The following is a 24,697-nucleotide window of genomic DNA, read 5'->3' on the forward strand; positions in this document are numbered from 1 at the left end:
TTTGGCCTCGAGTGATGCCAGATTCAAAAGGAAATGCGCTGATCATCCTATGATGATTATGCTTATAGCACGGTATGTCTCTAGGTCATCGGATGAAGACGATCTAATGGCAAGGCGCTGCTTGCGGGGATCAATGTCAGATGACTGATATATTCATCAAGTCCGATGAAAAAGACGTCGGACTTGATGTTGGATTATTATTTTGTTGAGGCGAATTTCGTTCCGAATGCGGAATTTTCTGCGGCAGAAGCTCCGCTGGAAACCCGTGCTCCCGCCAGCCTCACAAACGCAAGACGTGGCTTCAACCGCGGAAGCTCCTCGGGCTCAGCGCCTAACGGACGAAGAGCGGGCGGCGCGATGGAGCCGCCGCGATCCCGGGAGTCCTGCCAATGTGGCGTTGATGCAGGATCTCACGCTTTCCGAGCGGGAGGAGTTCGCCCGCAAGTTCAAGACGATGGTCCTCTATTTCGGGGACGAGGTGCCGGCGGCCCAGGCGGCCGAGGAGGAGGCAGCACTCCGCGCGCTTCCGAGAGGCTACGATCTCGGCGAGCTGAACGGTCTCAATATCGGCTGCGGCAACCGCACGATCCATCCGGCGATCGTGCCCGTCGACATCATGCGCAAGCCGCCGGCGGACCAGATCGCAGGCTCCCATCCCCATCTGTCGGAAAACGCCCTCCTGTCGGCGCCGGACGACCTGCCGTTCAAGGAGGGGAGTCTGGACTACATCGTCGCCCTGCACATGCTGGAGCATATCGGCGATCCGGTGTCGCTGGTGCGCTACTGGCTGTCACTTCTGAAGCCGGGTGGCGGTCTCGGCATCGTCTTGCCGGACTGGCACTACACCTGGGACGCGCGGTTCGACCGAAACACGCTCGGCCACAAATGGAACTGCACGCCGGCCCTGGTGAGGCAGCTCTACGAAGAGCACTGGCGCGACTTGGCAGAGCTCGAACATCTGGACACGTATCCCTACAGGATCTCGTTCGATTTCGTCCTGCGCAAGCACGGCACATTCGTGCCATTCCGGCTTCCGGATGCGAGCACCTTCAAGTCCGGCTTTCAGCTCGAAAAGGAGGGCCGCTTCCTCCACGGAGAATGACTGTCATAAACGTCCGATGCGACGGGAGCCGTAGTTCAGCTAAGATGACATCCTACGATGTCATGGCAACAGCTGGCACAGCTTTTGATGCGCGGAAGCGCGCCGCGAATTTAGTAGGTTCGGAGGATGTCCATCCCGGACATTTAAGCGACTCCGATCCGCAGAAGATCGTGCAGCCTGACAATGCCGACGGGGCGCTTGTCGCGGACCACGACGAGGGCAGTGATGCTTAGGCTGTTGATAAGATCGAGCGCCTTCATCGCCAGCGTTTCCGGCTCGATCGTCTTCGGATCGCGGCTCATGACCTCGTCGACGCTTCTGGCCATGAGGTCGTTGCGCAGATTACGGCGCAGGTCGCCGTCAGTAACGATGCCGATGAGGTGGTCGTTATGATCGACGACGGCGACGCAGCCGAAGCCTTTGCGCGTCATGATCAGGATCGCCTCGGACATCGTGGTGCCGCTCGAGACGACCGGCAACTCCTTACCGGTATGCATGATATCGCCGATATGGGTGAGGCTCGCGCCGAGCTGGCCGCCAGGATGAAAGATGCGAAAGTCGCCGGGGGTGAAGCCGCGGCGCTCAAGAAGCGCAACCGCCAGAGCGTCGCCCAGCGCGACCTGAAGCGTGGTCGAGGTCGTGGGGGCAAGGCCGTGCGGGCAGGCTTCGGCGACGCGCGGGAGGATCAGCCGCTCGTCCGCCTCGCGCGCTAAGGTCGAGTCCGGGCGCGACGTGACGGCGACCAGCGGAATGCGGAAGCGCCGAGAATAGGCAACGATCCCCTTGAGCTCGGCGGTTTCGCCTGACCAGGACATGGCGAGAATGGCGTCATCGCGGCCAATCATGCCGAGATCGCCATGGTTGGCTTCGGAAGGATGGACGAAGAAGGCGGGCGTCCCGGTTGAGGCAAAGGTCGCCGCGATCTTCGTCCCGATGTGGCCGCTCTTCCCGACACCGGTCACGATGATACGGCCTTTGACGGCGGCGATCAGGTCAAGCGCCCGATCGAAGGAAGCCGCCATGTCCGTTTTGAGGGACGCCGCCAGCGCTTTTAGTCCATCCGCTTCGGTCTCGATGGTACGAACCGCCGAAAGTGATCCCTCGCTCGAGGTCAGGTTCACACGCTCGACCGTTCGCATCGCACTTCCTCATCTTTGTTTAGGGCGATGTCCGGTTTGTCGCGCAGCGCCCATGCTTCGCAACTGCTAAGCTGCCTTCTCCGACCGAAACATGACCGACACGTCGATACAGCTTGATGCCGTTGCACTGGCTTAAATTTGCTTGAGGTTGTAGCTGATTAGCAACAGTCCGCCCTTGATCATCCCGTCGCCGATTTTGCGCGAGAGCGCAGGGTATCGGATGAAGTCTTCGCGGTAGATGTGGGATTTCAGCGTGACGGAAGTTTTAGCGTCGAGGCCTGCCCCAGTCTGAACAGCGTGACTCCGTCGGCGGCGCGTCAACCGCCGCCGTCTCAAGCCAGCTGTCCGACGGAGGGTCGTCGTCGCGATATAGGTCTGCGGCCGCCATAGCTTTGAAGCGACGCAATGAGAACGTGACCTTCACGCCCTTGCCCGTGTCATCGATAAATTGGCCGTCTGAGGTCCAGAGCTCGATCTTGACCTCGTCTCCGCTCCGGATGCCGGCGCAGGCGAGGTTGATGCCTAGCTCTTCAATGACAGACTGTATCAGCTCCACGATGACCTCCTGTTTTGGAAGGAGGATTCGGCTTTTACAAATCACTTTCAAGCCGCAACATGTAACGGCGGCAACATACCCTTAAGACGTTCCGGAGAAACATCTCGTGCCGGAGTGCCGTCAAGAGCACGCGGTATCGTGCACGCAGCGGAACCCTCGCGACGGCCTACTGTCCCTGGCCGTCGCGAGGATACGCAACCGCATCTTGGCTGTGACCATGTCCGACGCCTGATCGAATGCACACAAATCCAGAAGTATTGAATAAATAATTAGACTTAATATTATCCGTCTGTAAAAATCTCGCAGAGACACTTCTTCCTATGAGTAAGTCTCTCGTTGCTTTTTTGGTTTCGCTTGCGCTGATCATTGACAGCTATAGCTTTGATGGTCGTCTGCGCCACGTAGTTGTGCGACAAGCCAATGAAGCCTTTCAAGTTATGCGATACGAAGTTCGGAAGTGGGCGGATCTTTTTCGCTTGTCACGGTGACAGCTTCCACGCTGCGGTCGGAGAGAAGGCGGCGTCAGTCGAACAGCACCTTTACCGTTGCTGTTCCGCCCGGCGACCGTCTGCGTTGTATTGTGCGTCTGCTCGATTGTGGGCCTGCCGTCGAGCATGATAGCGAGGAGCGCTGGCCAGAGCCAGAACGGGGTCGGCATTGTGCCGGAACCGACACCGTGTGGCTCCTCAGCGACGAGAACCAAGCGAAAGGCGCGCCGTGGCGTTGGCGGTCCCCTGCGGCAAGTCGATGCATAGCGGGTTCTCGCCCGTCGATCCCTCGTCAAGCAGCAGGCTTTTTTCGTGTTTGCGCTTATATCTTCCGGATGTTGTTCGGTCGGCCCCCGCCACAAGAGGACGAAGACGCCGTCTGGATCGGGTTGGTGGTGTGCGTCGTCGTGATCGTGGTGCTTTTGGTCATATTTCTCGCGGCGACATTCGGCTGATGAACCCTGCGACTATGACCAGCACCACGAGGCCCGCGACGAGCTTTCACCAGATGTGTAGCCTTCGATCCATAGCTGATGGTTTGGCGAGCCACGAGGATAGGGATTAGTGGCGAGCGTGTCGTTTTCACGGCGCGCGGCTCGCCCTTCCAGCCACACCTGACGCTCGCGCCAGGCAGAAGCGATGTCAGCAGTCAGATTCCTGCTCTCGATTTCCACTTGAGTCCCTCCCTCTGCAATCGCTGGCGGTGAGATCTACTGCGACATTCCGATTCAGTCTTTAAAAGAATTCATATCGCGCGCAACCGTTCAGCTTCGCGAAAGGCTGTCTACCTGCTGAAAGGCCAGCGGAGATCACTTTTTGCTTAAGCGTGTGCGGATAGCTAATCATATCATTCATGAAGTACGTGATCCGTAACCACGTCGTCATAGAAGGTGAGGTCAGCAAGACGGCTTCTGGCGCATCATTTACCAGAACGCTCCGAGGCAGTGGACATTGGTCATATTTGCATACTGCAAGCGAGGTGATGGATCGGGGCGCAGGGTCTGCTAACCCTTTGGCATCAAATGCACCGTAGATTTTCACCGGTGCACAAGGTGAGGCGGCATGGATATTCGGGTCACGCGGTTGACGGCCGCATTTTTCCTGCCGGTTCTCGGCTTGCTGATGCTAACCGGTACCTTCGTCGCCTTTACCGCCTATTGGTCGGCCGGGGAGACGGATGCCGAGTCCGTCCAGCGGGAAACCGTTCTGGTTAGACGACTGCTCGATCAGCGGATCGCCGACGTGACGAGGAACCAGCAGACTTCCACCACATGGGACGACGCCGTTAATGAGGTGCGCGACGCACAAGATCCAGATTGGCTCGATGCAAATCTCGGCATCTGGATGCACGTCTATTTCGGCATCGACCGGGTCTTCATCCTGAATGGTGAAGACCGTTCTATCTACGCGATGATCGGCGGCAGCCGGTCGCGGCCGGATTCCTATTTCTCGCATGCCGGTTTGCTGGATCCGATCGTGACGCAGCTCCGGCAACTCAGGAAGGCTGCAGCTTCTCTCGATGATGCGCCGACGTTCGTCAGGCGTTACGTCCTTTTGGAAAATCGACCGGCCGTAGTGAGCGCCGCGGCTATCCTCTCGGACACAGGCAACATCTTGCAGGTGGCGGGCGAGGAACCGGTGCATCTGGCCGTCGAATTTCTGGACGGTCCCTTCCTGGCAAAGCTGGCGGCGGACTTCCTGATCCAAAAGCCGCGGTTCTCCTGGACGGGCCGGATTGGGGGCCATGAGGCGGCGTTTCCTCTGGCGGCCAATGGTGCCGATCTCGGCTATCTCGTCTGGACGGTTCAGCAGCCTGGCACGAAAGTCTTCGATCGGATGATGCCGATCCTGGTCGCGGCCGGGATGGTGATTTTGATGCTTGCCGGGCTTCTCCTGTTCCGGCTCTATCGCACCACAAGCAAGCTCGTCAGCTCGCAAAGGCAGATCGAGTACATGGCGCACCATGATCCGCTGACTGGGCTTGCCAACCGCTTTGCCTTTGAGAACCGTCTGGAAGATCGCATCCGGGAATTCGAGCAGACGAGGCGAAGCTTCGCGGTGCTCTATCTCGACCTCGACCGGTTCAAGGACGTCAACGACACCCTCGGTCATCAGGCGGGTGACGAGCTTATCCGACAGGTGGCTGCGAGGCTGGTTACGCTGGTCCGGCAGGAGGACATGGTCGCGCGCCTGGGCGGCGATGAGTTTGCCGTCCTGCGGGACTTCGCCGCGGACCGCACCGAGATCGAGATCCTCTCACGGTGCATCGTTGAGGCTATCCAGAACCCCTTCGAAGTGGCCCAACAGCAGGTGTTCATCGGCATTTCAATCGGTGTCGCTATCGCCTTCCAGGACACGCTGACGCAGCTGGACCTCGTCCGCCGGGCAGACGTGGCGCTCTACCGGGTCAAGAATTCCGGCCGCGGCGGCTACGCGATCTTTGAAGAACGTACCGAGCGACCGACGCCGCATAGGCTGGCGCCTGCATAGGAGAACCGATGCAGATGTAGGGTTGATGCGCCCGACGGACTGCACGGTCAGGCTGACAGGCTTGAATTAGCGCACCTTAGGAGTCCTGGGACTCGTCGTCCGCCTGTTCGCCGGGATGATACAGCGCTTCGTAGTCCTTGCCCCAGGCGAAGACGTTGGTGATCTCCACGGTCTTGGTGATCTGGTAGGCGATCACGGCGCTCTTCTCGAACGGCACGGTGCGAAGCCCGTCTCGAGATCGTCGCGGGGACGGCCGCCAGGAGGCACGTCACCAATCCGCTGGCAACAGGCGGTGATCCGGTTCACAAAGCCGCGCGCAATGGTGAGGCTCTGACTGGCGGCGAAGACGTCACGGTAGATTTGCTGTCGATCGGCAAGGGCCTCAGGGTGATAAATGACCCTAACGCGCTTCATCGCGCGCGGCTTTCTCCTGTTCGTCCATGAAGCGGTTCATTTCGGCTTCGGCGTCCTCAGCCGAGAAGCTCGGCCGCGGATCGTCGAGCGAGCGCCGGATGCGGGCGCGGATCGCCGCAAGCCGCTCCGCTTGCTCCAGCCGCTGGCGCTGCTACACACGCACGGCGTCGCGCATCGCCTCGCTGGTCGAGCCGAACTCACCGGCTTCCACACTCTCGCGGATGAGACGCATCATCTCCGGCGGCATGGTGATGCTAACCTTCTCGGCGGATTGCATCGGACGGACCCTTTCGTTTCTCCCTTATAGAGTAGGATAAAATCCGACCTGACGCCAGTGTTCCTTGTCTGTTCTCGTCGCGGCCACCGCCGCAGTGTCGCCCGCCTGGCTGGATTACCTCGGAGCCGCCAGCGCGGGGCAAGAGCCGCACGGGTTCAAGCCGGGGCCGCAAGCCCTGTAACCGCCAGGCGGCCGTAGGCCGGGGCTTGCGGCGCCGGTGGCCCGTGCGAGGCTCGCCGGGGATGGCTCGGTGACTGCGAGGGAATTTCTTTGGTGAGCCGGAGCATCTCTTCAGTCAGATTTTCCTCACGCCAAATGTCATAAAATACTATAAAATCACATCAGGAGGCGCGAGATGGCCAGTGTCACGATTGGCGAACATTACGAGCGCATGCTGCAGAGCATGGTGGAAAGCGGCCGTTATGCCACCGCCAGCGAGGTCGTCCGCGACGGCCTGCGTCTGGTCGAGGAACGCGAGCAACTGCGCGAGGCCAAGCTCGCTGCGCTGCGCCAGCTGATCGACGAGGGCGAAGCCAGTGGCCCGGCCAAGGATCTCGACATGGCGGCGATCAAGGCCGCCGCGCAGCGCCGGAGAACCGACCGGAAAGCTGCTTCTTGAGCCTGCGCATTACGCGGCGGCCGCGGGCCGCCGCCGATCTCATCGACATCTGGTGCTACATCGCCGACGATAACGAGACGGCGGCTGACCGGCTTCTCGATCGCATCGAGGACGTTTTGCAGATGCTGGCCGGCAACCCGCATGCCGGACGCGCCCGGCCGGAGGTCGCGCCGGAGCTGCGCAGCTTTCCGGTCGGCAATTACGTCGTGTTCTACCGGCCGCAGGCCGAGGAACTGGTGCTGGTCCGCGTCCTTAGCGGCTATCAGACGTCGAGGCCGCCGAATTCAAATAAGGGCCGCCACAGCAAAGAAATCCCCGCCAAGGGCGGGGAAGGGGACCGCGACCGCTCACATCAGAATGCGCCGTATCGCGGTTTCGTAATGCCGCGCGTCCAACTCGATACCGAGATAGGACCGGCCGACCGACTGCGCCGCGCGCAGCGTCGAGCCCGAGCCGCAGAACGGGTCCAGCACCAGCCCGCCGGCGGGGCAGAACGTTTCGATCTGCGCGGCGAGCAACGTCACCGCCTTCTCGGTTGGATGCCGGCGATTGCCGGTATAGGCCCAGGGGCAGACATCCGAGCCGGACAGCCGGGGCAGGGGCGGACGCCCTTTGGCCAGCAACACCGCCTGCTCGTGGCTGTGCGGCAGGTAGCGGCGGGAGGAGGCGTAGCGCTTCGGGAACACCAGGTGCCCAACCGGCTGAAACCCGCCCGCTTCCAGGCCAGGGCGAACTCGACCAGGTGGTGCCAGCCGTAGAAGCTGAGGCACAGGCTGTCGTCGCGCAGCACCCGGTGCATCGCCCGGTAGGCCGGCTCGAGCCAGTCCACCGTGCTGTCGCCGATGAGACGCTCGCCGTCGCGCGAGCGGTAGCGCACCACGTAGGGCGGATCGGTAAGGATGAAGTCCACCGAGTTGGTTGGCCGGCAGCCCGCGGCTGCCAGTTCAGGGGTGAGAACGTCTGGCTGCTGCGCAAGCGCTGGGGGATCCCGACGGTCAAGATCAACGGGATCGCTGCTAATCCCGCGCTCTGGCCCGACGGCAGCTATTCGGTCCAGGGCGCGGCGACTGCCTTGGGCGTCACGCCGCAGACCGTCTTCAAATATCTTCGACGGGAACGGTTAACGGGCCGCCAGCTCGTCAAGGGACAACCTTGGCAGATCGGGCTTTCGGACGATGAAATCGCGACTCTGCGCGCCGGAAGCGCACGCAGGAGACGATCGAAGAAGGAGGCATCATGAAATCTTCGGGGACGCCAAGATGACCACTGCCATGCTCGACCGGCTGACCCATCACTGCGACATCGTCGAAACCGGCAATACGAGTTGGCGGTTCAAAAACCGGAGTTGATCCTCACTGGTCGCCACAATTAAATCAACGACGTGCAAAGGGGCCCGATCGGGCCCCTTTGCACGTCGGCGCAGGCGTCGCCGCAGGGGTCAACATTCAAAGCGAAACCGGGGGACACGGTCCGACGCGATTTGACATCAGGGATTATCGTTAGGCGCTGCTACTGATGCGCCTAGAGCCAAACCCGCCAACGCCCCCGTTACTCCGACATACGGCGTAAGCAGATACGGCACCCGCGGACGCCTTGCGATCCTCGTTTTTCGTAGTTACGTTAAGCTATGCGGATTACCTTTGACCCGGCAAAGCGAGAGCGGACCCTTGAAAAACGCGATCTCGATTTCGCCGACGCGGAGGAGGTGCGCCGGAGCGACGTTCGATCGCATTGATGATCGCCAGGACTACGGCGAGGAGCGGATCATCACCATCGGCCGCCTGGCCGCACGGATGGTCGTCGTGGTTTGGACGCAACGGGACGACGCCCGGCATGTGATTTCGATGAGGAAGGCCAATGACCGCGAGCAAGATCGATACGAAGCCTACTTGGACTGATCCGGACGACGCCCCGGAACTGACCGATGACTGGTTCGAAGGTGCGACCCTTCACGAGGGCGGCGTGGTCAAGCGGTTGCCTGGCCAGCGCGGGCCGGGGAAGAAGAGGCCGAAGGAAGCCATCACGCTTCGCCTCGACGCCGAGATCCTCGAGCATTTCCGGCAGACTGGCGATGGCTGGCAGACCAGGATCAACGACGCCCTGAAGATGGTCATTGCACCGCCGAAGGTTCGAAGGCGGCCTCGCCGTGCAAGGTCCGCCATGACGCTGCACCGGCCCGTGAGAAAGCGTGCTTGAATAGGCCTGATAAGACGGGCTTTCGGGGATCTTGGAAGGACCGTGTCCTCCCATTGCGCCGCTGAGGCTGTAGCCCCCGCCCAATAGGGCGGCGGCGAGGAAGGTGGTGGCGAAAGCCGATCGGATCATGCCGCGCTTCGGCGCGAAGGCGATCATGCGCGTCGTAGATCTGCTATCGACGTGCCAGTCGTGCCTTTGCTTGCCAGCTCATTGCCATTAATTTCCCCCTACCACACCTATCACTTGTATATCAGCGCCTGCTTAATTCAAATAGAAGCGACGGACGATGTATTGGTGTCATCGGGAGGAAATCTAGAATTGGCCGATTCAAGATGTTTCTTCACCGCCGCCATGTACCGATCGTGAATAGTGGTCGACTTGAAGATGGGCGCCAGTACAGTACCAAGAAGGCCAGCGGGCAGGAGTGTGTGCATCTCGCGTCGGAAGAAGGTGCCCGATCCCGTAACAGCGAAGGTATAGGTTATGGTGACGATCGCGGAGGTCCCACCGAACCGCTCCGCGCGGATGATCCAGCGGTTCGGTGGCTGAACCTCAACCACTCTCCAGCGAACCGGATAAGTCCAGCCAGGAGCTTTAATGATCTCCGTCCAGCTGTCTCCTGTCTCCTGGGGTCCGGCATGAGCGCCCTCGACGCGCACGGTTACGGGATGAGTGCCGACCCAGTTGGCCGGATCAGTGGCAAACTCGTACACCGTCTCAGGGGGCCGCTGGATCTGGATTTGCGATACGGCCACAACTTCACGCCGGCTTTCCGCCATCTCTGCCTCCTTGAAAACTGCGCGGTCAAGTTCTGAGAACCGAGGGGCGTCGGGCCGCAACAACCACCTCTGTCGCATCGCGCTAGGCCACTCTTCCCAAAGAAGAATGCGGCCTTTTGCAGAAATGCTTGTCGCTTACGGTCCATTCAGCGTCACGCGGGCCGGGTACATCGGAAATAAATGCTCACCCCCGTCTCGTCGTATGTCATCGTGTGGGGGGTCGTGCCAAAGCGCGATCGCCGGACCAGGTCCATCAACTGTTGCTCGGTTCGCCCTTCCGTATGCCAGTCGAGGATATGCTCCATCAGCAGGTGGTCCGGATGCCCGGCCGCGAGATTGCTGATAACAAAGGTGCCGCCCGGCGTGAGGTTCTCGAAGGACCGGTCGAGGAGCGCCAAGAACTGTTCATCGGTGAGATATTCTCCAAGCCCCAGCGCATAAATAACATGCTGCGGCACGAGAGACGCGCCCTCTCCTTCGACTGGCAGAACATTGCCCTGCAGGAAGGTCACGCGGTCCGCGAATTTGCCGGCCTCCGCTCGGCTGGCGGCGGCGACGAGAGCATCGCTATCGAGGTCGACACACGTTGCGAGTACCGTCCGTCCTTGTTCCAGGCGGCAGATGTCGAGCAGCTCCGCGGCAGCACCGCTGGCGAGGCTGGCGATGCGTGGCGCCACGCCCCGAGCTTGAAAGACAGAGGCCTCTTCGGTCAGCATCGTCTTGATATGATCCCGTCCTGCCCGCCGCGCCCTCGAGATTGGGCGATCTAGGAACCAGCGGTCGATCGCCGGACCCAATTGACCGTCACCCTCCGGATCGCTGCGATAGATTGTGGCGATCGTCTCGAAGTCGTCTGGATAACCCTGCGGCTTTGCGTAGCAGCGGGCCATTGTCGTGCTCAGCATGAATGTAGGGAAGGTCTCCCGAAAGACGTAATCACCTACCCCGGTCTCGAGCTGCTCGGTGTCCCGAAAGGCGAGAAGATCATCAAGACCTATGTCGATCAGCGGAGTGCTCCCCGTAAATCGATCGAGCGCCGCCAGCACGCTGTCGCACGCTGCCGAGACGGCGCCCTGGACAGTGACCGCATCCGGCGAACGTCCGGGTTTAAGAGCCTGTTCCGCCGTGAGGATGGCCTGCCCGAAGGCTTCAACCTCCGCCACGAGTTCAGAAGGCATTTGACGGCTGCTAATATTGCCCGTCCGCGTATGGCGAAATCGATTGAGCTGGGCGGCTTCGCTCGCTCCTGTCTGGGCAAGCCGTCGTGAAGTGCGTCGCAGCCGGCGCGCCAGCGTTATCGCGATCGAGTGATAGAACCGGACCGCGAAGCCAGGCTCGGATGCCATGACCGACTGTAGCGCCTCCGCCTCAATCACGTCGACCGAACCATCTGTCTCGGCCATCACCGAGGCGCTTGCCGGTGCATTTTCCACAAACCCCATCTCACCGAAGATCTCGCCCGCTCCTAGCTGAGCGATGGTGATACCTGTGCCTCGTTCGGTCCGCTGCACACGCACCGCCCCGGTGCGGATGAGCATCAGGGCGCGCCTGGTATCGCCTTCTTCCAAGATCGTGTCCCCACGTCGGAACGGCAAGCACGTCGCGAGATCACGGAGCAGACCCCAGTCACGTGTGCTGAGACGCGCGAGCGCGCTGCTGGTCATCGTGGCCCTCCCCTTGCGGCATATTTTCGAGACGCTCGGGAGCACGGAAATCGGCCCGCGCCCCTGCCAGAATGCGGTCGATGATGCCGTCCCAGATCCGGCCTCCGAGATCTGTGGCCCAGGCTTCACCGCGCGGCACGGCTCTCTGGACCAGCCAGCCCGCTGAAACGAGCGGGCGTGTGGCCGCCACGGCCCAGTGCCATCGATTTTTCGGATAGCCTAACATATCAGCGAGTTCATGACCGATCAGTGCCCGCGATAAGCCGTAAGCAGCGGCTCCGCGCCAGCCTACCTCGTATTCCGGAAAGTAATTGGCGGTCATGAGGGCCTTTACGAGGGCGCGAGAATCCGCATCGACAGGTGCGCCGACCGCGAATATCGCAAGCCCGAGCCGCCGGCCCTCCGCCTCCGTGGAACACAATAGCTGTTGGTCGACACCCATCAGGTATCCCGAGTATCGCCAGAGATGAAGCAGCGCCTCTGCTTCGTTGCGCGTGACCCGGAAGCCGAGCTGTCGTACACCTTCGATCAGCCCGAGCGACATCGCGAAATTTGTGCCGGCGAGGAAGGCTTGGTTGATCGGTGCACCCCATTCCGGATTCCAGCGCCCCGACCGACCGAGCAGGCGGCGCACTTGCGCATGCATCAGGCGAACCTTGATCGTGAACTTGAAACCCTGGCCAAATCGTCGCAAGCCGCCCGGCCGGCTCGTCTCAACGGCGAAACGCGCCGTCTCGGCAAGGCGACGCGGCGCTCGGCGCAGAAGATGGCCGGTAAACACCAAGGGCTTGGTACCCACGCCCGAGCTATAGGTCAGCGGAAGCGCTAGTAGGGACAGCGCTGCGATTCCAAGCCCGCCGGACCGCAGGAAAATGCTGCCACCCCGATCTATCATATCCCAGTCCACCCACGGTGGAACCCGATCTACCTGCTGGAACAGCTCGATCATCGCTGCCGGCGGAGTGTCGACCGTCTCCAAGCCCTGATCCAGCGCCGTGTCTAGCAGGCGACGACCCCGACCAGCAGGCTGCCGCCCCAGCGCTTCCACCAGATTGTCCGCGAGCGGGTCGGCCTCATGGAGGAAGTGCGCGAAGCGCGCCACCTCGTCCTGCCGCATTGCGCCAAAATCAGAAAGCGACGGGCGACGACGAGAGCCCGTTGCAGCCCTCTTGACGGGCGGGAGCCGGGTATTCTGCGAACTGCTCAATCAGCATGCTCCTGCCGCGACGCGGCTTCACGTGCAAGGAAGGCCTTCATGCCAGCCGCTCCGCGTTCGGCTGCAATCCGATGGTTCAAGGCGAAAAGCCGGTGGGCGATGGGGGCGAGCAGATTCAGTATCCACTTGTTCGTGCTCACCGTTTCCTCGAAGATAACCCGGGTGCCCGTGGCATGCGGCTGGAGCGTCCAGCGCCATGTGCCGTCGAGTTCGCCGGTGACGGTGCCTTCTGCGACCCGCGGCGGCTCGCTTCGGGTCGTGCGGGTCGTGATTGTCAGCGAATAGGGCAGCAATACCTTGAACGTCAGGCGCGCCTCGGAGCCAACTCCACTGGTATCCTTCAGCACTTCGGCCCGGCGGTAAATCGGCCACCACTCGGGGTAGCTGGCTGGCCGGCTGATCAGGTCCCACACTTGCTCTGGCGGGGCCTCGACCTGCCATTCGTCGCGAAACTCGTAAGTCCTCACCACCCCTCCCCCCGCGCACAAAAGGCGCGTCGCCGCCGATCCCCCACCCAAGCTATTGCCTGCTCGCATCCGCGGTCGAGGATCTGCAAGCTTCCCTTAAATCTGAACGGAAGTTCTTCCCGTGGCAATTGCTGATTTATCCAATGCACCTCACTGGGCTTCCCCGCTAAAGTGTTTCGCTACCAAGGAGGAGAATGAGGTGGTTGTTGATCCCTTCGTGGCAGGCCACCCATCTGGTGGCCCGGGATAGATCTTAGTTTATGCTTTCTGGCGGTTTCCGATGCAGCTTGGCCCGCGTTGTTCAATTCGAGCACGAGATTTTCGGTCGTAAAACGGACCTTTCTCGTTGGCTGTTCCTGATCCCAGAAGTGGTCATTCCACCGATTGGCTCTTTGGTCGCCAAGTTCGTGCACAATCCAAGGATTATGCACGTGATGCTTGCCCACCTTGGCGGGCAAGGAGGCTACGGGAGACCCTGACGGCGCAAGAGACCGACTGCCCGGCCTGCGGCCTGTGGGTGAGGGGAGGGGCCGCCCACGCGTCGACCTTTGAACTGACGGTCTTGTCGCACGTTGACCACCTTTCCAGCTCCGGAGACTGGCATGGCTCGCAAGGGTTTGTTTTTCATCGCAGCGGGCTTGGCTGCTACGGCAGCAGCAGTCCTGTTGCGAGGGCGACAGGCAAAGCTCCGAAACCCGCCACTAGGACAATTCGTGGAGATCGACGGCGTTCGACTCCACTACGTCGAGAGCGGATCAGGAGAACCGGTCGTGTTCCTGCATGGCAACGGGAGTCTGATCCAGGACTTCGTCACGAGCGGTCTCGTCCGCCTCGTTGCGCAGACGCATCGCGTCATCGTCTTTGATCGGCCGGGCTATGGCTACAGCGAGCGCCCACGGAGCCGGAAATGGTCGCCGGCGGCCCAGGCCGATCTTCTGGCAAAGGCGGCGGAACAGCTCGGAGCCGGAAGGGCGCATCTGCTCGGGCATTCCTGGGGGACGCTGGTGGCGCTGGAATGGGCGCTCAGACACCCGGAAAGCGTGCGCAACCTGACGCTTGCGTCCGGCTATTACTACCCGACACCGCGTGTGGACGTGGTGCTTGCCGCCGGCCCGGCTGTTCCGCTCCTTGGCGACGTGATGCGCTACACGATCACACCGATGATGGCCCGGCTGATGTGGCCGATGCTCCTGAGAAAGCTGTTCGGACCGGCACCGACTTCGGCGCACTTCAAAGATGTACCCAGAGCCTTGATCCTTTCCCCGCGTGCGCTTCGGGCTTCGGCAGAAGAGTCGGCCATGATGATTCCCGCGGCTGCTTCGTTGCAGGGTCGATACGCCAACCTGAAGGCGCCTCTGCTGCTCGTCACAGGTGACGGCGATCGCATCGTCGATTTCAGACACCAGTCCCGGCGTCTCCATGAACAGCTCCCAGGAAGCAGGCTCGTCGTCCTCGAGGGGGTGGGGCACATGGTCCATCAGACGAAGCCGCAAAAAATCTCGGAGGCGATGAGAGAGACCGAGGACACCGAGCCCGTCGCGAACTGAGATCTTGTCGGTGTCTTATCCAAGGTTCCAAGCGGGATTCTTGGATTTCATATCTCTCCGCATCTTGCGGATACTTCTCTTTATCGCCATGATTTTACTGAGGTATTTGCCAGCTACGTGCGGCACGCGAGACGGCAATGCCGAGAAAAGCTATGAGGGATTGTGCTCTGCGCCAGGCAGGTCTCACACCGGAGCGTATCGCGCTACTGTACCGTCTGAACCAAGAACCGGAAGAGGATTCCGTGGGGCTAGAATTCGACGAGATGGGCGACGAGGATCTGCGCTCGGTGCATTACTTCGTCCAATCCGGCCTCGCCCAGGTCGACGCGGGCTGGCGCATGACTTCTTGGCTCCGGCTGACCCTGAAGGGCCGGATCACGGTCAAGATGCTGGCGGTGATGGGGCTGTGAGCCATGACAAAGGCAGCGAGAGCCTCACTTCACGCGGGAGCGTAATGCCCCTCCGGTTTGGCGAAGCGGCTCCGGACGGCCGGATCGATGGCGTCATTGCAGATCTTCAGCGGGTGTCTGAAGTGCTTTTTTGGAAAGTCCGGCGGCCACGGCCAGCTCAGGTGTGCAACTCCAAGAACGGCGACGGCCGTCCCATTTTGCCTCCTCGTCGCCGCACAGCTAAATCGACGCGTGATCAGGCACTTCTTCTGCCACCAAGGGGCACCGTGGGCATTTCTGCACTGAGACACGCTAAGCGGTAGGGAAGGTGGTGGGATTGAAGCGATTGGCGCGGATCGGGCGGTATCGTTCGAGGGGGCGGTCGATTTCGTCCCAGAGATAGTCGCCGGTGAGGGCGATGTGGGCCCAGGGGAGCGGGGCGACCTGGGCGAGGAGTTCGTCGGGAATGACGATGCCCTGGGCGCGCACGTAGTCGACGACGCGGCTGAGATAAACGGTGTTCCAGAGGATGATGGCGTTGATCACGAGGTTGAGGCCGCTGGCGCTGTAGGCCATGGTCTCCGCGGCGCGGCTGCGCATTTCGCCGAGCTGGTGGAGGAAGACGGCGCGGGCCAGGGCATGACGGCTTTCTCCCTTGTTGAGGATGGCATGGGACCGGCGTCGCAGTTTCGTGTCGAGCAGCCAATCGCAGATGAAGATCGAGCGCTCGATGCGGCCTATTTCCCGGAGAGCCTGGTTGAGCCGGTTCTGGCGCGGCGAAGCGGCGAGCTTCTTCAGGAGCACGGAAGGCGGCGCCAGTCCCGCGCCGACCGAAGCCTTCAGGCGCAGCACCTCGTCCCACGTCTCTTCGACCACGCCCATGTTGACGCGTCCCCCGATCAGCGGCTCGAGCGGGGCGTAGGCCGGATCGGGATCGATCACGAACAGCCGGCGCTGACCCAGATTGCGGATGCGCGGGATCAACCGGTAGCCGAAGGCATGGAACAGGGCGAACGCCGTTTCCGTCGCCCCGGCCGTGTCGGTCGCATGCTCGCGGATCTCGACGGAACTCTCGTTGTGGAGCAGCCCGTCCAGCACGTAAGGGGCCTCGCTCTCGGAGGCCTGGATCATGCGGGAGAAGAAGGAGGCGAAGCGGTTGGACAGGAAGCCGTAGAGCGAGGCGCCCGGACGCGTGCCGTGCCTGGCGTTGTAGTCGAGGCTCGCCTCGCCCCGTCCGCCGGCGGGGAAGAACTGACCGTCCGAGGAGGAGACGTGTCCGTCTCCCCAGACCGCGGCGAAGGGATGGGCCTGCTGCGCATCGACCAGAGCGGCCGTCGCGGCCGCGTAGGTCTCGGGCCGCAGGTGCCGCTCCGACATCAGCATCATCTGGTGGACCGTGACGCCGCGCGAGCTTTCCGCCATGCGTTCGGTCCCCGCGTTGGTCGCATCCGCCAAAATCGCGGCTATCAGCGCCGCCGCCTCATGGGCCACTTCGCCCGTCCGGTAGTGCGTGAAGCTATCGAGGAACCCGGTCCACCCGTTGACCTCGGCCAGCAGGCTGGTGATCCGGATGCGAGGCACCAGGGTATAAAGCCGCCGGCTGAGCGACAGGATCCTGTCACGCTCCTCCTGGCGGATCGGCGAGACCGACAAACCGCGCGGCGATAGAACCGCGTCCGGAATAGCGTGCGACGCCGCAGCCTCGGCCAAAGCCTTCAGCCTGGCGTCGAGCGTCGCCGTTCGTTCGGCGCGCCACTCTGCGAAGCTGTCCGGGATGGCCAGTCCAAGGCGGCCTTCGGCCCGCATCAGGGCGAAGGTCGCCCGCGGCAGGAGGTAATCCTCGAAGCTGCGCCACGCGCGGCTGCCCTCGACCCAGATGTCGCCGGCGCGGAGCCGCTCGCGCAGATGCACGAGCACCGCAACCTCCCAGGCCTGCCGGTCGACGTCGCCATCGGCGCCCCGCACGCGGCGACGCCACTTGCGGGACATGAACGACAGGGGCAGTTGCGCCGGCAGCTTGCGGCCCGCGTAAAGTCCGCGCAGGTGCTCCACCGAGACGAGAAGCGGATCGTCCGCACGGAAGGAATGGAGTCGAAAAGCTTCGAAGAGGAGCCGTCCCAGCTTACGCATGGACGTACGGCGTCCCACCAGTTCGTCGAATTCGTCGCCGCGATCGGGCCGAACGATGGCCTTCGCCGCCATCACGCTCGCGGCGATGCCGCTCCAGCCGAAGCCGGCGGCGACGGCCGACCTCAGGTCCCTTCCGTCCCGTTCGGCTTCCAGAAGCATGTCGCAAAGCCGGATGTGATCGACCGCCACGGCCGACAGCGCCTCGGCTTCGCGCACAAGACGTTCCTTGCGGCTCGCCTCGGCCTTGCGTCGGGCGCTGCCGACCAGCTTGCAGAACATGTCGATCGCCAGATCGGTGAGGGCCGCCTGGTGCTCGATGACGAACGCCGTCAGCGTCGCTCGCCGCCGCTCCACCGCTAGGCGACGGATCTCGCGCGCATGAAGGATCCGGCTCTCCCGGGCGATGATGCCATAACGATTGGCGTGGATCCTCTTGCGACGCTCGTCCGGGATCGCCGCCACGCGCAGGAGTTCGAGCCGGGCGATCACGGCCTTCAGGTTCTTCAGCTTGACACCTTCGGGCGCTTCCGCGACCCAGCCGAGATCGCTGCGCTCGCCCTCGGTTGCCGACACCAGACGTTCCAGGACCTTCACCGCGTCCTCGCCCAGACCCCGGACCAGTTCCCGGCAAGCTTGCCGACGGGCGCTGGCCCGGCCCGCAAGGCCCAGCCGGATCAGCAACTCGGGACCGGGAACGAGGAGCTTGCGATCCTTCAGCGTGGCGATGACGGCCTGCACGATCGGCGCGCCGTCCTCCGTCCCCGCTGCCTCGCGCGCGGCCGATGCGATCATCTTGCGGTAGTCGTTCGTCCTCAGGGGTCGCAGTTCCAGCGCCGCGACGATCTCGCGGGCATGCTCCCGGCGCGTCTCCTCGCGCTGTGCGTAAAGGGCGAACACCGCGGGGTCGGCGCCGACCTGTTCGGCGACGACCGCAACGACAGCCGGGGTGGGGATCTCGCTCGCTCGCAAGGGACGGCCGAGATCGCGGATCAGCGCGAGCTGCACGGCAAAACCCAGCCGGTTGTGCGACCGGCGGCGCTGACGGGCGAGAGCGATGTCCTCGCGTGTCAGCGCATAGCGCGCCAGAGCGTCCTCCCAGGCCTCGGGCGTCTCGAACAGAAGGACCCGCGAAGCGCCGTCGAGGAAGGCCACGAGCGCGGATGGCCTCAGCCAGCCGGCGCCGCGACCGGGGTCTTTCCGGCCCCCGCCCATCCGATGCGCTTCAGCGTGTCGATCAGCGTCGATCGCGGAACCCGGAAGGTCCGGCAGATGGAGGCCTTGCTTGTCCCGCCTTCCAGCGCGGCGACGATCTGGCCGACCGTCTCGGCGTCGATCGCCGGCGGCCGACCGCCGCGGCGGCCCCGCAGCCGTGCCGAGGCCAGTCCCGCATTCACGCGCTCCGTGATCAGCGCGCGCTCGTACTCCGCCAGCGTCCCGAAAAGGTTGAACAGGAACGACCCGTGCGGGCTCGCCGTGTCCATCGCCTCGGTCAGAGAGCGGAAGGCCACGCCCCTTGCCTTGAGATCCTCGACGATGCGGATCAGGTGAGACAGCGAACGGCCAAGCCGATCGAGCTTCCAGACCACCAGCACGTCACCGGCCCGCAACTCCGCCATGCAAGCCTTCAGTCCGGGGCGGTCGTCGCGCGCGCCGGACGCGCGATCCTGATGCAGGTGACGCTCGTCGACGCCCGCCGCGATCAGCGCATCGCGCTGGAGCGCGACCGACTGGCGCTCGTCCGTGCTCGACACCCTCATGTATCCGATCAGCATATGCGACAAACCTCGAAATCCGGCTTGTCGCATACTGCCTCGATCCGACAGGGTTTGTCGTGCAGAAAAGCAGGCTCCGGGGAGGTCAAAGAGTGATCCTGCCAACGGCAGCCGGAAATCACTCGTTTCCCGTCACCCCTCAAAACCCCTTAGCGTGTCTCAGTGCAGAAATGACCACGGTGCCCCACCAATGATCGACGGCTAGCGAGCTTGAAGTGGTCGGTAGACATGTCCGGCCACGCGACACATCTAGGCGGCTGGCGCGCAGCTTACTGATTCTGTTCAGCTGCGAGAAGAAGCGCTAGTCCCGGGAAGGCATCTGCATGGAACAGGCTGAGCGGCTTGAATCTTCTCTCACCGAGGAGGGGCGATATCGGCTACTGGTCGAGGCTGTCACTGACTATGCCATCTATATGCTGGATCCTGCTGGAACTGTCGCGAGCTGGAACCCGGGAGCGCGTCGCTTCAAGGGGTATGAGGCGTCCGAGATCCTGGGGCAACACTTCTCGCGATTCTACACAGAGGAGGACAAGGCCACGGGACTGCCCGCCCGCGCTCTGCAGACCGCCGCGACCGAGGGCAAGTTTGAGAGCGAAGGCTGGCGGGTGCGCAAGGATGGCTCCCGCTTCTGGGCGTACGTGATCATCGACCCGATCCGCGACACCCGCGGCCACATTGTCGGCTACGCAAAGGTGACGCGTGATCTCACGGAGCGAAAGGAAGCCCAGGAGGCTCTTGAACGCGCTCGGGAGGCCTTGTTTCAGTCACAAAAGATGGAAGCGGTGGGTCAGCTGACGGGCGGCCTGGCACACGACTTCAATAATCTGCTGGCGGCGATGCTTGGCAGCCTGGAGATGCTCCGGAAGCGGGTTCCTGAGGACCCGAAGGTCCAGGCGCTGCTGGAGAACGCAGTCGCTGCGGGCCGGCGTGGCGCCGCACTTACGCAGCGCATGCTGGCTTTCGCCAGACGGCAACGGCTTGAGCTCGCGCCAGTCGCCCTGCCAGCGCTTGTCGGCGGGATCGGGGAACTGCTCCAGCGTTCGGTTGGCCCGCAAGTCGAAATCCACACGCAGTTTCCGCTGGTCCTTCGCCCGGCGCTGACCGACCCCAATCAGCTGGAGTTGGCGCTTCTCAATCTCGTTGTAAATGCTCGCGACGCCATGCCTCAAGGCGGCGCCATCACCATCGCAGCGCGTCAGGAAGACGTCCGACCTGGCCAGGGGAGACTTTCTCCCGGTCGCTACGTCTGCCTTTCGGTGATCGACACAGGTGACGGAATGGACGAACAAACGCTCATGCGCGCGGCGGAACCCTTCTTCACCACCAAAGGCGTCGGCAAAGGAACGGGACTGGGCTTGTCGATGGTGCACGGCATCGCCGAGCAGTCCGGAGGCTGCCTCATGCTTCACAGTCGGAAGGGAGAAGGCGCCACGGCTGAGATTTGGCTACCTGTCGCCGATGCGAAGCCTCTGCCAGAAGGGCCAGAGGAGCCTCAGAGAGCGGCGCCTCCGTCGCCTTCCTCGCTCACCATCCTTGCAGTGGACGACGATCCGCTGGTCCTGATGAACACCGCTTCGATGCTGGAGGACATGGGGCACAGCGTCCTCACGGCGAGTTCAGGCGCGGAAGCGCTGCAGATCTTCCAGCGAGTGGCGATCGACCTCGTGATCACGGACCAGGCCATGCCAAGGATGACGGGCGTTCAGCTTGCGAAGGCAATCCGCGCCGAGAGCCCGAAGATGCCGCTGATCCTGGCCACGGGCTACGCCGAACTGCCGGCAGGCGTCGATGCTCAGGCCCAGATTCTGAACAAGCCGTTCTGGGAAAAGGATCTCGCGGAAGCCTTGGTCAAGGCGGTCGCCGTTCCGCAATCCTAAGAAAGCGATTTCCCCGACTGGAGTTATGTCCATCGAGGGGTACACGGATTTGGATTGGCATCCCGAACATACCGCGCCCCCAGAAGAGGAGATCGCTGTCATCGAGGACGGCGAGACAACAGCGCTTGTCGTTCCGTGCCGCCGCAGTGAAAGTGGCTGGGTGGAGACAGTCAGCCCTCTGCAGCGGCGAGCCGGGAAAGTAGTTCCGGCATGCGGATGTCGCCGAGCCGGGCGCGGACCTCGTCGCGGTCATAGCGGCGCGTGAAGCCGCACGCGGGGCATTCGACCCGCACCTTGGGCAGCCAGTCGCTGAGGAGAATTGCGCCGCCAGCAGGCATCAGCGACACTACCTGTTCCCCTCATTCGGCCAAGGCTGCGCCAGGCCTTCGCTGATCAGCACCTCGCCGGCGTCGCGCCCGTCGGCAAGACGGATGTCGGCCAGCGCACGGCCGAACGCTCCCTCCCGATGCGCCCACTCGATCTGATAGCCGCTGGCCATGATCTGACGAAGGCGGTCGCGGGCCTGCTCACCGCGGCGCCGCTCGGCTCGGCCGAGCACTCGGCGTGCCCGCCAATCTCCGGCGTGTCGATTGAGAGCATGCGCCACTTCACGCCACGCTCCCAGCCAGTGTCGCCATCGACGATGCAGGTCAGCTTGCGCTCGGCGCGGTCGCCGCCGTGGCAGACGGGGAGAGTGGCAGCCAGAGTTGGCAGGGCCGAGCTCAGGAGGGTTACCGCTGAAATGAGTGCGAATCTGATCATGCAACCATTGTACGCCTCCGGCGCGCTCCTTCGACGGCATCTCGATGGGCAGAGCAAGCGTCGCATGGGTTGTCGCTACTCGCCGGCCAGCATAGAAGAACGATAGGATTTTCCTATCGTGTGGCGATGATCGAGATGGATTACCTTATTGAAGGGCAGATCCCGCGGTCTCGGCCGAAAAGCCGGCTCGACGTCCTCGCCGATCATCTCGGCATCCGGATCATCCGACCTAGCGCCGGCGGGGCCGGAACGAAACCCCCGCCCGCGGCGCGATGAAGGCGATAATCGCCGAGCATGGCGAGGGGCATCTCGTTACCGTCATCCGGTGCATCCGAGAGACCGGCGAGGACCGCGGCGAGCTGCGCAGCGAGACCATCCTCGCGATCAGCGACATCCTGGCTGCCCGGCTGGATTGACGCGATGCCAGCGGCGCGCTTCTCGATGCCTTCGATGCGATCCTGCTCCGTGCCCTCAGAGAGACTGCCGTGGGCTTCGGCCGTGGCCGGTGCGGCCTACCCTTCGCGGGCTGATCTATGCGCGCCTGGAGGTCCCCTAATGATCCGGGCCTTGGCGTAGGACGTTCTGTCGCATCGCCGAGAAAAAGCGATAGGGCATTCTTTGCAACAGCAGCATGTTGGCTATAACGCGTCCCGCTAGCCATCCGCCACGGCGGATTCTAGCGACGTCCGCTCCTCCTGGGGCGTTGGCGGGAGCGGACGTCTCTTCTGCATCTCCAGCCTGACGGGATCTGACCGAAGGTCATGATTTATAAAGGGTCTCGGGTAATCCGAGAAGTCGAAATCCTAACTTGTCGTTAAGCTAGCAATCTTGAGCGGTCACTGCGCCGGGATCGCCTTCTTATGCGCACGGTGGACGTCGCGCACGCGCGCAACCGTCCAGTAGGGTGGCACCCGTCGTCGAGAGTGAAGAGGGTGGGAATCCTCCTTTTTATCGGCTCACCCCGCGCGCACGGCTCACAGCCCCGTTACCGCCAGCATCTTGGCCGTGATCCGGCCCTTCAGGGTCAGCCGGAGCCAAGAAGTCATGCGCCAGCCCGCGTCGACCTGGGCGAGGCCGGATTGGACGAAGTAATGCACCGAGCGCAGATCCTCGTCGCCCATCTCGTCGAATTCTAGCCCCATGGAATCCTCTTCCGGTAATTGGTTTAGGCGGTGCAGTAGCGCGATTCGCTCCGGCGTGAGGCCGGACTTGCGCAGAGCTTGATCACCCATGGACTCTCCTTCGCGACGCTCCCTCCCATGTCGCACGAAGCTGCCGAAGACTACCGGTCCGGAACCTGAGCGCAAGCGTCCAGCGCAGCGAACACCGGGGGATGGGAAAGATGGGATTTTCCTGCGTTCTCGCCGTTCTCGCCAATTTCGCGCCATTTTCACCGGGATCGCTGTCGCCTGGTTCGACAGGGTTTCTGATGAGCAGAGGTGCCCGGAAGGGGATTTCGGATTTCACTTTTTGGGGTGCGAAAGCTAGGCGTGGCAGAAGATCGGGGGCTTGGTCGAATAAAAAACGCTGTCTTCAGAGTCAGGGATTATCGTTAGGCGCTGCTACTGATGCGCCTAGAGCCAAACCCGCCAAGGCCCCCGTTACTCCGACATACGGCGTAAGCAGATACGGCACCCGCGGAGGCCTTGCTATCCTCGTTTTTCGTAGTTACGTTAAGCTATGCGGATTACCTTGGACCCGGCAAAGCGAGAGCGGACCCTTGAAAAACGCGATCTCGATTTCGCCGACGCGGAGGAGGTGTTCGCCGGAGCGACGTTCGATCGCATTGATGATCGCCAGGACTACGGCGAGGAGCGGATCATCCCCATCGGCCGCCTGGCCGCACGGATGGTCGTCGTGGTTTGGACGCAACGGGACGACGCCCGGCATGTGATTTCGATGAGGAGGGCCAATGACCGCGAGCAAGATCGATACGAAGCCTACTTGGACTGATCCGGACGACGCCGCGGAACTGACCGATGACTGGTTCGAAGGTGCGACCCTTCACGAGGGCGGCGTGGTCAAGCGGTTGCCTGGCCAGCGCGGGCCGGGGAAGAAGAGGCCGAAGGAAGCCATCACGCTTCGCCTCGACGCCGAGATCCTCGAGCATTTCCGACAGACTGGCGATGGCTGGCAGACCAGGATCAACGACGCCCTGAAGATGGTCATTGCACCGCCGAAGGTTCGAAGGCGGCCTCGCCGTGCAAGGTCCGCCATGACGCGGCACCGGCCGGTGAGAAAGCGTGCTTGAATAGGCCCGATAAGACGGGCTTTCGGGGATCTTGGAAGGACCGTGTCCTCCCATTGCGCCGCTGAGGCTGTAGCCCCCGCCCAATAGGGGAGCCGACATAGAACGGGCACCAAACCACGTTAAGCGGACAGATCGAGAACATCGAACTTCCGCGCTGTCGGGTTCCGGTTGAGCGCCCGAAATCCATCCGCCTCGATCCGCGTCTCGTCGGACCAGATGTAGTCGCCGGTGAGGTTGATGTGTTGCCAGCCGAGGGGCGCCAGATGCGGCAGCCATTCGGCGGGAACGTCCTCGCCGTGGTCGCGCATGTGGCGTATGACGCGGTTCATGTAGACCGTGTTCCAGAGGATGATGGCGGCAACCACGAGGTTGAGGCCGCTGGCGCGATGTTGCCGGCTCTCGGCAGTCCGGTCGCGCAAGCGTCCCAGACGATGGAAGCAGACGGCGCGGGCGAGGGCATTGCGGGACTCACCCTTGTTCAGCTCGGCGCTGGCCTGCCGGCGAAGCGTATCCCTGCGGCGAGGACCACGGTGATGTTGCGCTTTTGGTCTTTCGTCTTTCT

27 protein-coding genes and 3 pseudogenes are annotated in these 24,697 nt (G+C 62.6%); 14 read left to right on the top strand and 16 right to left on the bottom strand.

What is annotated here, in order from left to right; all coding sequences use genetic code 11:
- Nucleotides 1-400: 400 nt before the first annotated feature.
- Nucleotides 401-1,102: a methyltransferase domain-containing protein gene (locus tag LH400_RS18360; RefSeq protein WP_229154559.1), complete on the top strand. Its 702-nt coding sequence runs from the start codon at nt 401-403 to the stop codon at nt 1,100-1,102.
- 143 nt (nt 1,103-1,245) lie between these two features.
- Here LH400_RS18360 and LH400_RS18365 read toward each other — a convergent pair whose 3' ends face one another.
- A complete protein-coding gene (locus LH400_RS18365; protein ID WP_255617910.1) occupies nt 1,246-2,241 on the bottom strand; it encodes a KpsF/GutQ family sugar-phosphate isomerase in 996 nt (331 codons plus the stop codon).
- Between the two features lie 265 nt (nt 2,242-2,506).
- On the bottom strand, nt 2,507-2,797 hold the full coding sequence (locus LH400_RS18370; protein ID WP_229154560.1) for a hypothetical protein: 291 nt from the start codon (nt 2,795-2,797) through the stop codon (nt 2,507-2,509).
- A gap of 1,550 nt (nt 2,798-4,347) precedes the next feature.
- Between LH400_RS18370 and LH400_RS18375 the strand changes: the two genes are divergently transcribed.
- Nucleotides 4,348-5,775 carry a diguanylate cyclase domain-containing protein gene (locus LH400_RS18375; protein WP_229154561.1) on the top strand — a complete coding sequence of 476 codons (1,428 nt, stop codon included), beginning with the start codon at nt 4,348-4,350 and terminating at the stop codon, nt 5,773-5,775.
- Between the two features lie 76 nt (nt 5,776-5,851).
- On the opposite strand, the gene LH400_RS26410 is transcribed toward LH400_RS18375, so the two are convergent.
- From LH400_RS26410 to LH400_RS18385, 3 genes and pseudogenes are all read right to left on the bottom strand, one after another.
- A complete protein-coding gene (locus LH400_RS26410) occupies nt 5,852-5,992 on the bottom strand; it encodes a hypothetical protein (RefSeq protein ID WP_370638431.1) in 141 nt (46 codons plus the stop codon).
- Nucleotides 5,968-6,189: a type II toxin-antitoxin system RelE/ParE family toxin gene (locus tag LH400_RS18380; RefSeq protein WP_370638428.1), complete on the bottom strand. Its 222-nt coding sequence runs from the start codon at nt 6,187-6,189 to the stop codon at nt 5,968-5,970. The genes LH400_RS26410 and LH400_RS18380 overlap by 25 nt, the downstream gene beginning before the upstream one ends.
- Nucleotides 6,176-6,466 (bottom strand): annotated as a pseudogene (locus tag LH400_RS18385) (ribbon-helix-helix domain-containing protein). The gene LH400_RS18380 and the pseudogene LH400_RS18385 overlap by 14 nt, the downstream one beginning before the upstream one ends.
- Before the next feature lie 355 nt (nt 6,467-6,821).
- Between LH400_RS18385 and LH400_RS18390 the strand changes: the two are divergent.
- Both LH400_RS18390 and LH400_RS18395 read left to right on the top strand, forming a co-directional pair.
- Nucleotides 6,822-7,085, top strand: coding sequence for a type II toxin-antitoxin system ParD family antitoxin (locus LH400_RS18390; protein ID WP_229154564.1), 264 nt, complete (start codon nt 6,822-6,824; stop codon nt 7,083-7,085).
- A pseudogene (locus LH400_RS18395) lies at nt 7,082-7,333 on the top strand (type II toxin-antitoxin system RelE/ParE family toxin); the annotation flags it as partial. The gene LH400_RS18390 and the pseudogene LH400_RS18395, both read left to right, overlap by 4 nt.
- 99 nt (nt 7,334-7,432) lie before the next feature.
- Here the strand turns inward: LH400_RS18395 and LH400_RS26415 are convergent.
- Nucleotides 7,433-7,771 carry a DNA methyltransferase gene (locus LH400_RS26415; RefSeq protein WP_229154566.1) on the bottom strand — a complete coding sequence of 113 codons (339 nt, stop codon included), beginning with the start codon at nt 7,769-7,771 and terminating at the stop codon, nt 7,433-7,435.
- Nucleotides 7,772-7,830: 59 nt separating this feature from the next.
- Between LH400_RS26415 and LH400_RS18405 the strand changes: the two genes are divergently transcribed.
- The 4 genes and pseudogenes from LH400_RS18405 (at nt 7,831) to LH400_RS18420 (ending at nt 9,281) form a co-directional block, all read left to right on the top strand.
- Nucleotides 7,831-8,325 carry a hypothetical protein gene (locus LH400_RS18405; protein ID WP_229154605.1) on the top strand — a complete coding sequence of 165 codons (495 nt, stop codon included), beginning with the start codon at nt 7,831-7,833 and terminating at the stop codon, nt 8,323-8,325.
- Nucleotide 8,326: 1 nt separating this feature from the next.
- Nucleotides 8,327-8,434: pseudogene (locus tag LH400_RS18410) on the top strand (ATP-binding protein); the annotation flags it as partial.
- Nucleotides 8,435-8,752: 318 nt separating this feature from the next.
- Nucleotides 8,753-8,983 carry a BrnT family toxin gene (locus LH400_RS18415; RefSeq protein ID WP_370638429.1) on the top strand — a complete coding sequence of 77 codons (231 nt, stop codon included), beginning with the start codon at nt 8,753-8,755 and terminating at the stop codon, nt 8,981-8,983.
- Nucleotides 8,943-9,281, top strand: a complete 339-nt coding sequence (locus tag LH400_RS18420; protein ID WP_229154567.1) for a BrnA antitoxin family protein — start codon at nt 8,943-8,945, stop codon at nt 9,279-9,281. Before LH400_RS18415 ends, LH400_RS18420 begins: the two co-directional genes overlap by 41 nt.
- A gap of 266 nt (nt 9,282-9,547) precedes the next feature.
- Here LH400_RS18420 and LH400_RS18425 read toward each other — a convergent pair whose 3' ends face one another.
- From LH400_RS18425 to LH400_RS18440, 4 genes are all read right to left on the bottom strand, one after another.
- Entirely contained in the window at nt 9,548-10,060 is a 513-nt protein-coding gene (locus LH400_RS18425; protein WP_229154568.1) for an SRPBCC family protein, read from the bottom strand.
- 152 nt (nt 10,061-10,212) lie between these two features.
- Nucleotides 10,213-11,724 (bottom strand): cyclic nucleotide-binding domain-containing protein, encoded by a 1,512-nt coding sequence (locus tag LH400_RS18430; protein WP_229154570.1) that lies wholly within the window; start codon nt 11,722-11,724, stop codon nt 10,213-10,215.
- Nucleotides 11,687-12,931 (bottom strand): oxygenase MpaB family protein, encoded by a 1,245-nt coding sequence (locus tag LH400_RS18435; RefSeq protein WP_229154572.1) that lies wholly within the window; start codon nt 12,929-12,931, stop codon nt 11,687-11,689. The genes LH400_RS18430 and LH400_RS18435 overlap by 38 nt, the downstream gene beginning before the upstream one ends.
- Nucleotides 12,928-13,407, bottom strand: a complete 480-nt coding sequence (locus LH400_RS18440) for an SRPBCC family protein (protein ID WP_229154574.1) — start codon at nt 13,405-13,407, stop codon at nt 12,928-12,930. Before LH400_RS18440 ends, LH400_RS18435 begins: the two co-directional genes overlap by 4 nt.
- A 713-nt stretch (nt 13,408-14,120) precedes the next feature.
- Here LH400_RS18440 and LH400_RS18445 point away from each other — a divergent pair.
- Together LH400_RS18445 and LH400_RS18450 are read left to right on the top strand one after the other, a co-directional pair.
- Nucleotides 14,121-14,954 carry an alpha/beta fold hydrolase gene (locus LH400_RS18445; RefSeq protein ID WP_229154576.1) on the top strand — a complete coding sequence of 278 codons (834 nt, stop codon included), beginning with the start codon at nt 14,121-14,123 and terminating at the stop codon, nt 14,952-14,954.
- Nucleotides 14,955-15,196: 242 nt separating this feature from the next.
- Nucleotides 15,197-15,364 carry a hypothetical protein gene (locus tag LH400_RS18450; RefSeq protein ID WP_229154578.1) on the top strand — a complete coding sequence of 56 codons (168 nt, stop codon included), beginning with the start codon at nt 15,197-15,199 and terminating at the stop codon, nt 15,362-15,364.
- A 291-nt stretch (nt 15,365-15,655) separates the two neighbouring features.
- Here the strand turns inward: LH400_RS18450 and LH400_RS18455 are convergent, their stop codons facing one another.
- Both LH400_RS18455 and LH400_RS18460 read right to left on the bottom strand, forming a co-directional pair.
- Nucleotides 15,656-18,625: a Tn3 family transposase gene (locus LH400_RS18455; RefSeq protein WP_229154580.1), complete on the bottom strand. Its 2,970-nt coding sequence runs from the start codon at nt 18,623-18,625 to the stop codon at nt 15,656-15,658.
- A 14-nt stretch (nt 18,626-18,639) separates the two neighbouring features.
- Nucleotides 18,640-19,350, bottom strand: coding sequence for a recombinase family protein (locus tag LH400_RS18460; RefSeq protein ID WP_491014615.1), 711 nt, complete (start codon nt 19,348-19,350; stop codon nt 18,640-18,642).
- Nucleotides 19,351-19,568: 218 nt separating this feature from the next.
- Here LH400_RS18460 and LH400_RS18465 point away from each other — a divergent pair, with 218 nt between their 5' ends.
- A complete protein-coding gene (locus LH400_RS18465; RefSeq protein WP_229154583.1) occupies nt 19,569-21,122 on the top strand; it encodes a PAS domain-containing sensor histidine kinase in 1,554 nt (517 codons plus the stop codon).
- 170 nt (nt 21,123-21,292) lie between these two features.
- Here the strand turns inward: LH400_RS18465 and LH400_RS18470 are convergent, their stop codons facing one another.
- Both LH400_RS18470 and LH400_RS18475 read right to left on the bottom strand, forming a co-directional pair.
- The gene (locus LH400_RS18470) at nt 21,293-21,469 is read right to left on the bottom strand and encodes a hypothetical protein (RefSeq protein ID WP_229154585.1); all 177 of its coding nucleotides are present in this window, start codon (nt 21,467-21,469) and stop codon (nt 21,293-21,295) included.
- Nucleotides 21,469-21,681: a hypothetical protein gene (locus LH400_RS18475; RefSeq protein ID WP_229154587.1), complete on the bottom strand. Its 213-nt coding sequence runs from the start codon at nt 21,679-21,681 to the stop codon at nt 21,469-21,471. The genes LH400_RS18470 and LH400_RS18475 overlap by 1 nt, the downstream gene beginning before the upstream one ends.
- Nucleotides 21,682-22,156: 475 nt before the next feature.
- Between LH400_RS18475 and LH400_RS18480 the strand changes: the two genes are divergently transcribed.
- Entirely contained in the window at nt 22,157-22,300 is a 144-nt protein-coding gene (locus tag LH400_RS18480) for a hypothetical protein (protein WP_229154589.1), read from the top strand.
- 558 nt (nt 22,301-22,858) lie between these two features.
- Here the strand turns inward: LH400_RS18480 and LH400_RS18485 are convergent.
- On the bottom strand, nt 22,859-23,116 hold the full coding sequence (locus tag LH400_RS18485) for a hypothetical protein (RefSeq protein WP_229154591.1): 258 nt from the start codon (nt 23,114-23,116) through the stop codon (nt 22,859-22,861).
- Nucleotides 23,117-23,576: 460 nt separating this feature from the next.
- On the opposite strand from LH400_RS18485, the gene LH400_RS18490 reads away from it, so the two are divergent.
- On the top strand, nt 23,577-23,837 hold the full coding sequence (locus tag LH400_RS18490) for a BrnT family toxin (protein WP_370638430.1): 261 nt from the start codon (nt 23,577-23,579) through the stop codon (nt 23,835-23,837).
- Nucleotides 23,797-24,135 carry a BrnA antitoxin family protein gene (locus tag LH400_RS18495; protein WP_229154594.1) on the top strand — a complete coding sequence of 113 codons (339 nt, stop codon included), beginning with the start codon at nt 23,797-23,799 and terminating at the stop codon, nt 24,133-24,135. Before LH400_RS18490 ends, LH400_RS18495 begins: the two co-directional genes overlap by 41 nt.
- Nucleotides 24,136-24,254: 119 nt before the next feature.
- Here the strand turns inward: LH400_RS18495 and LH400_RS18500 are convergent.
- The coding region (locus LH400_RS18500) for a transposase (protein WP_229154596.1) at nt 24,255-24,697 on the bottom strand (443 nt) is incomplete at its 5' end.

It is taken from the genome of Jiella soli (assembly GCF_020615385.1).
GTDB lineage: Bacteria > Pseudomonadota > Alphaproteobacteria > Rhizobiales > Rhizobiaceae > VKMB-3413.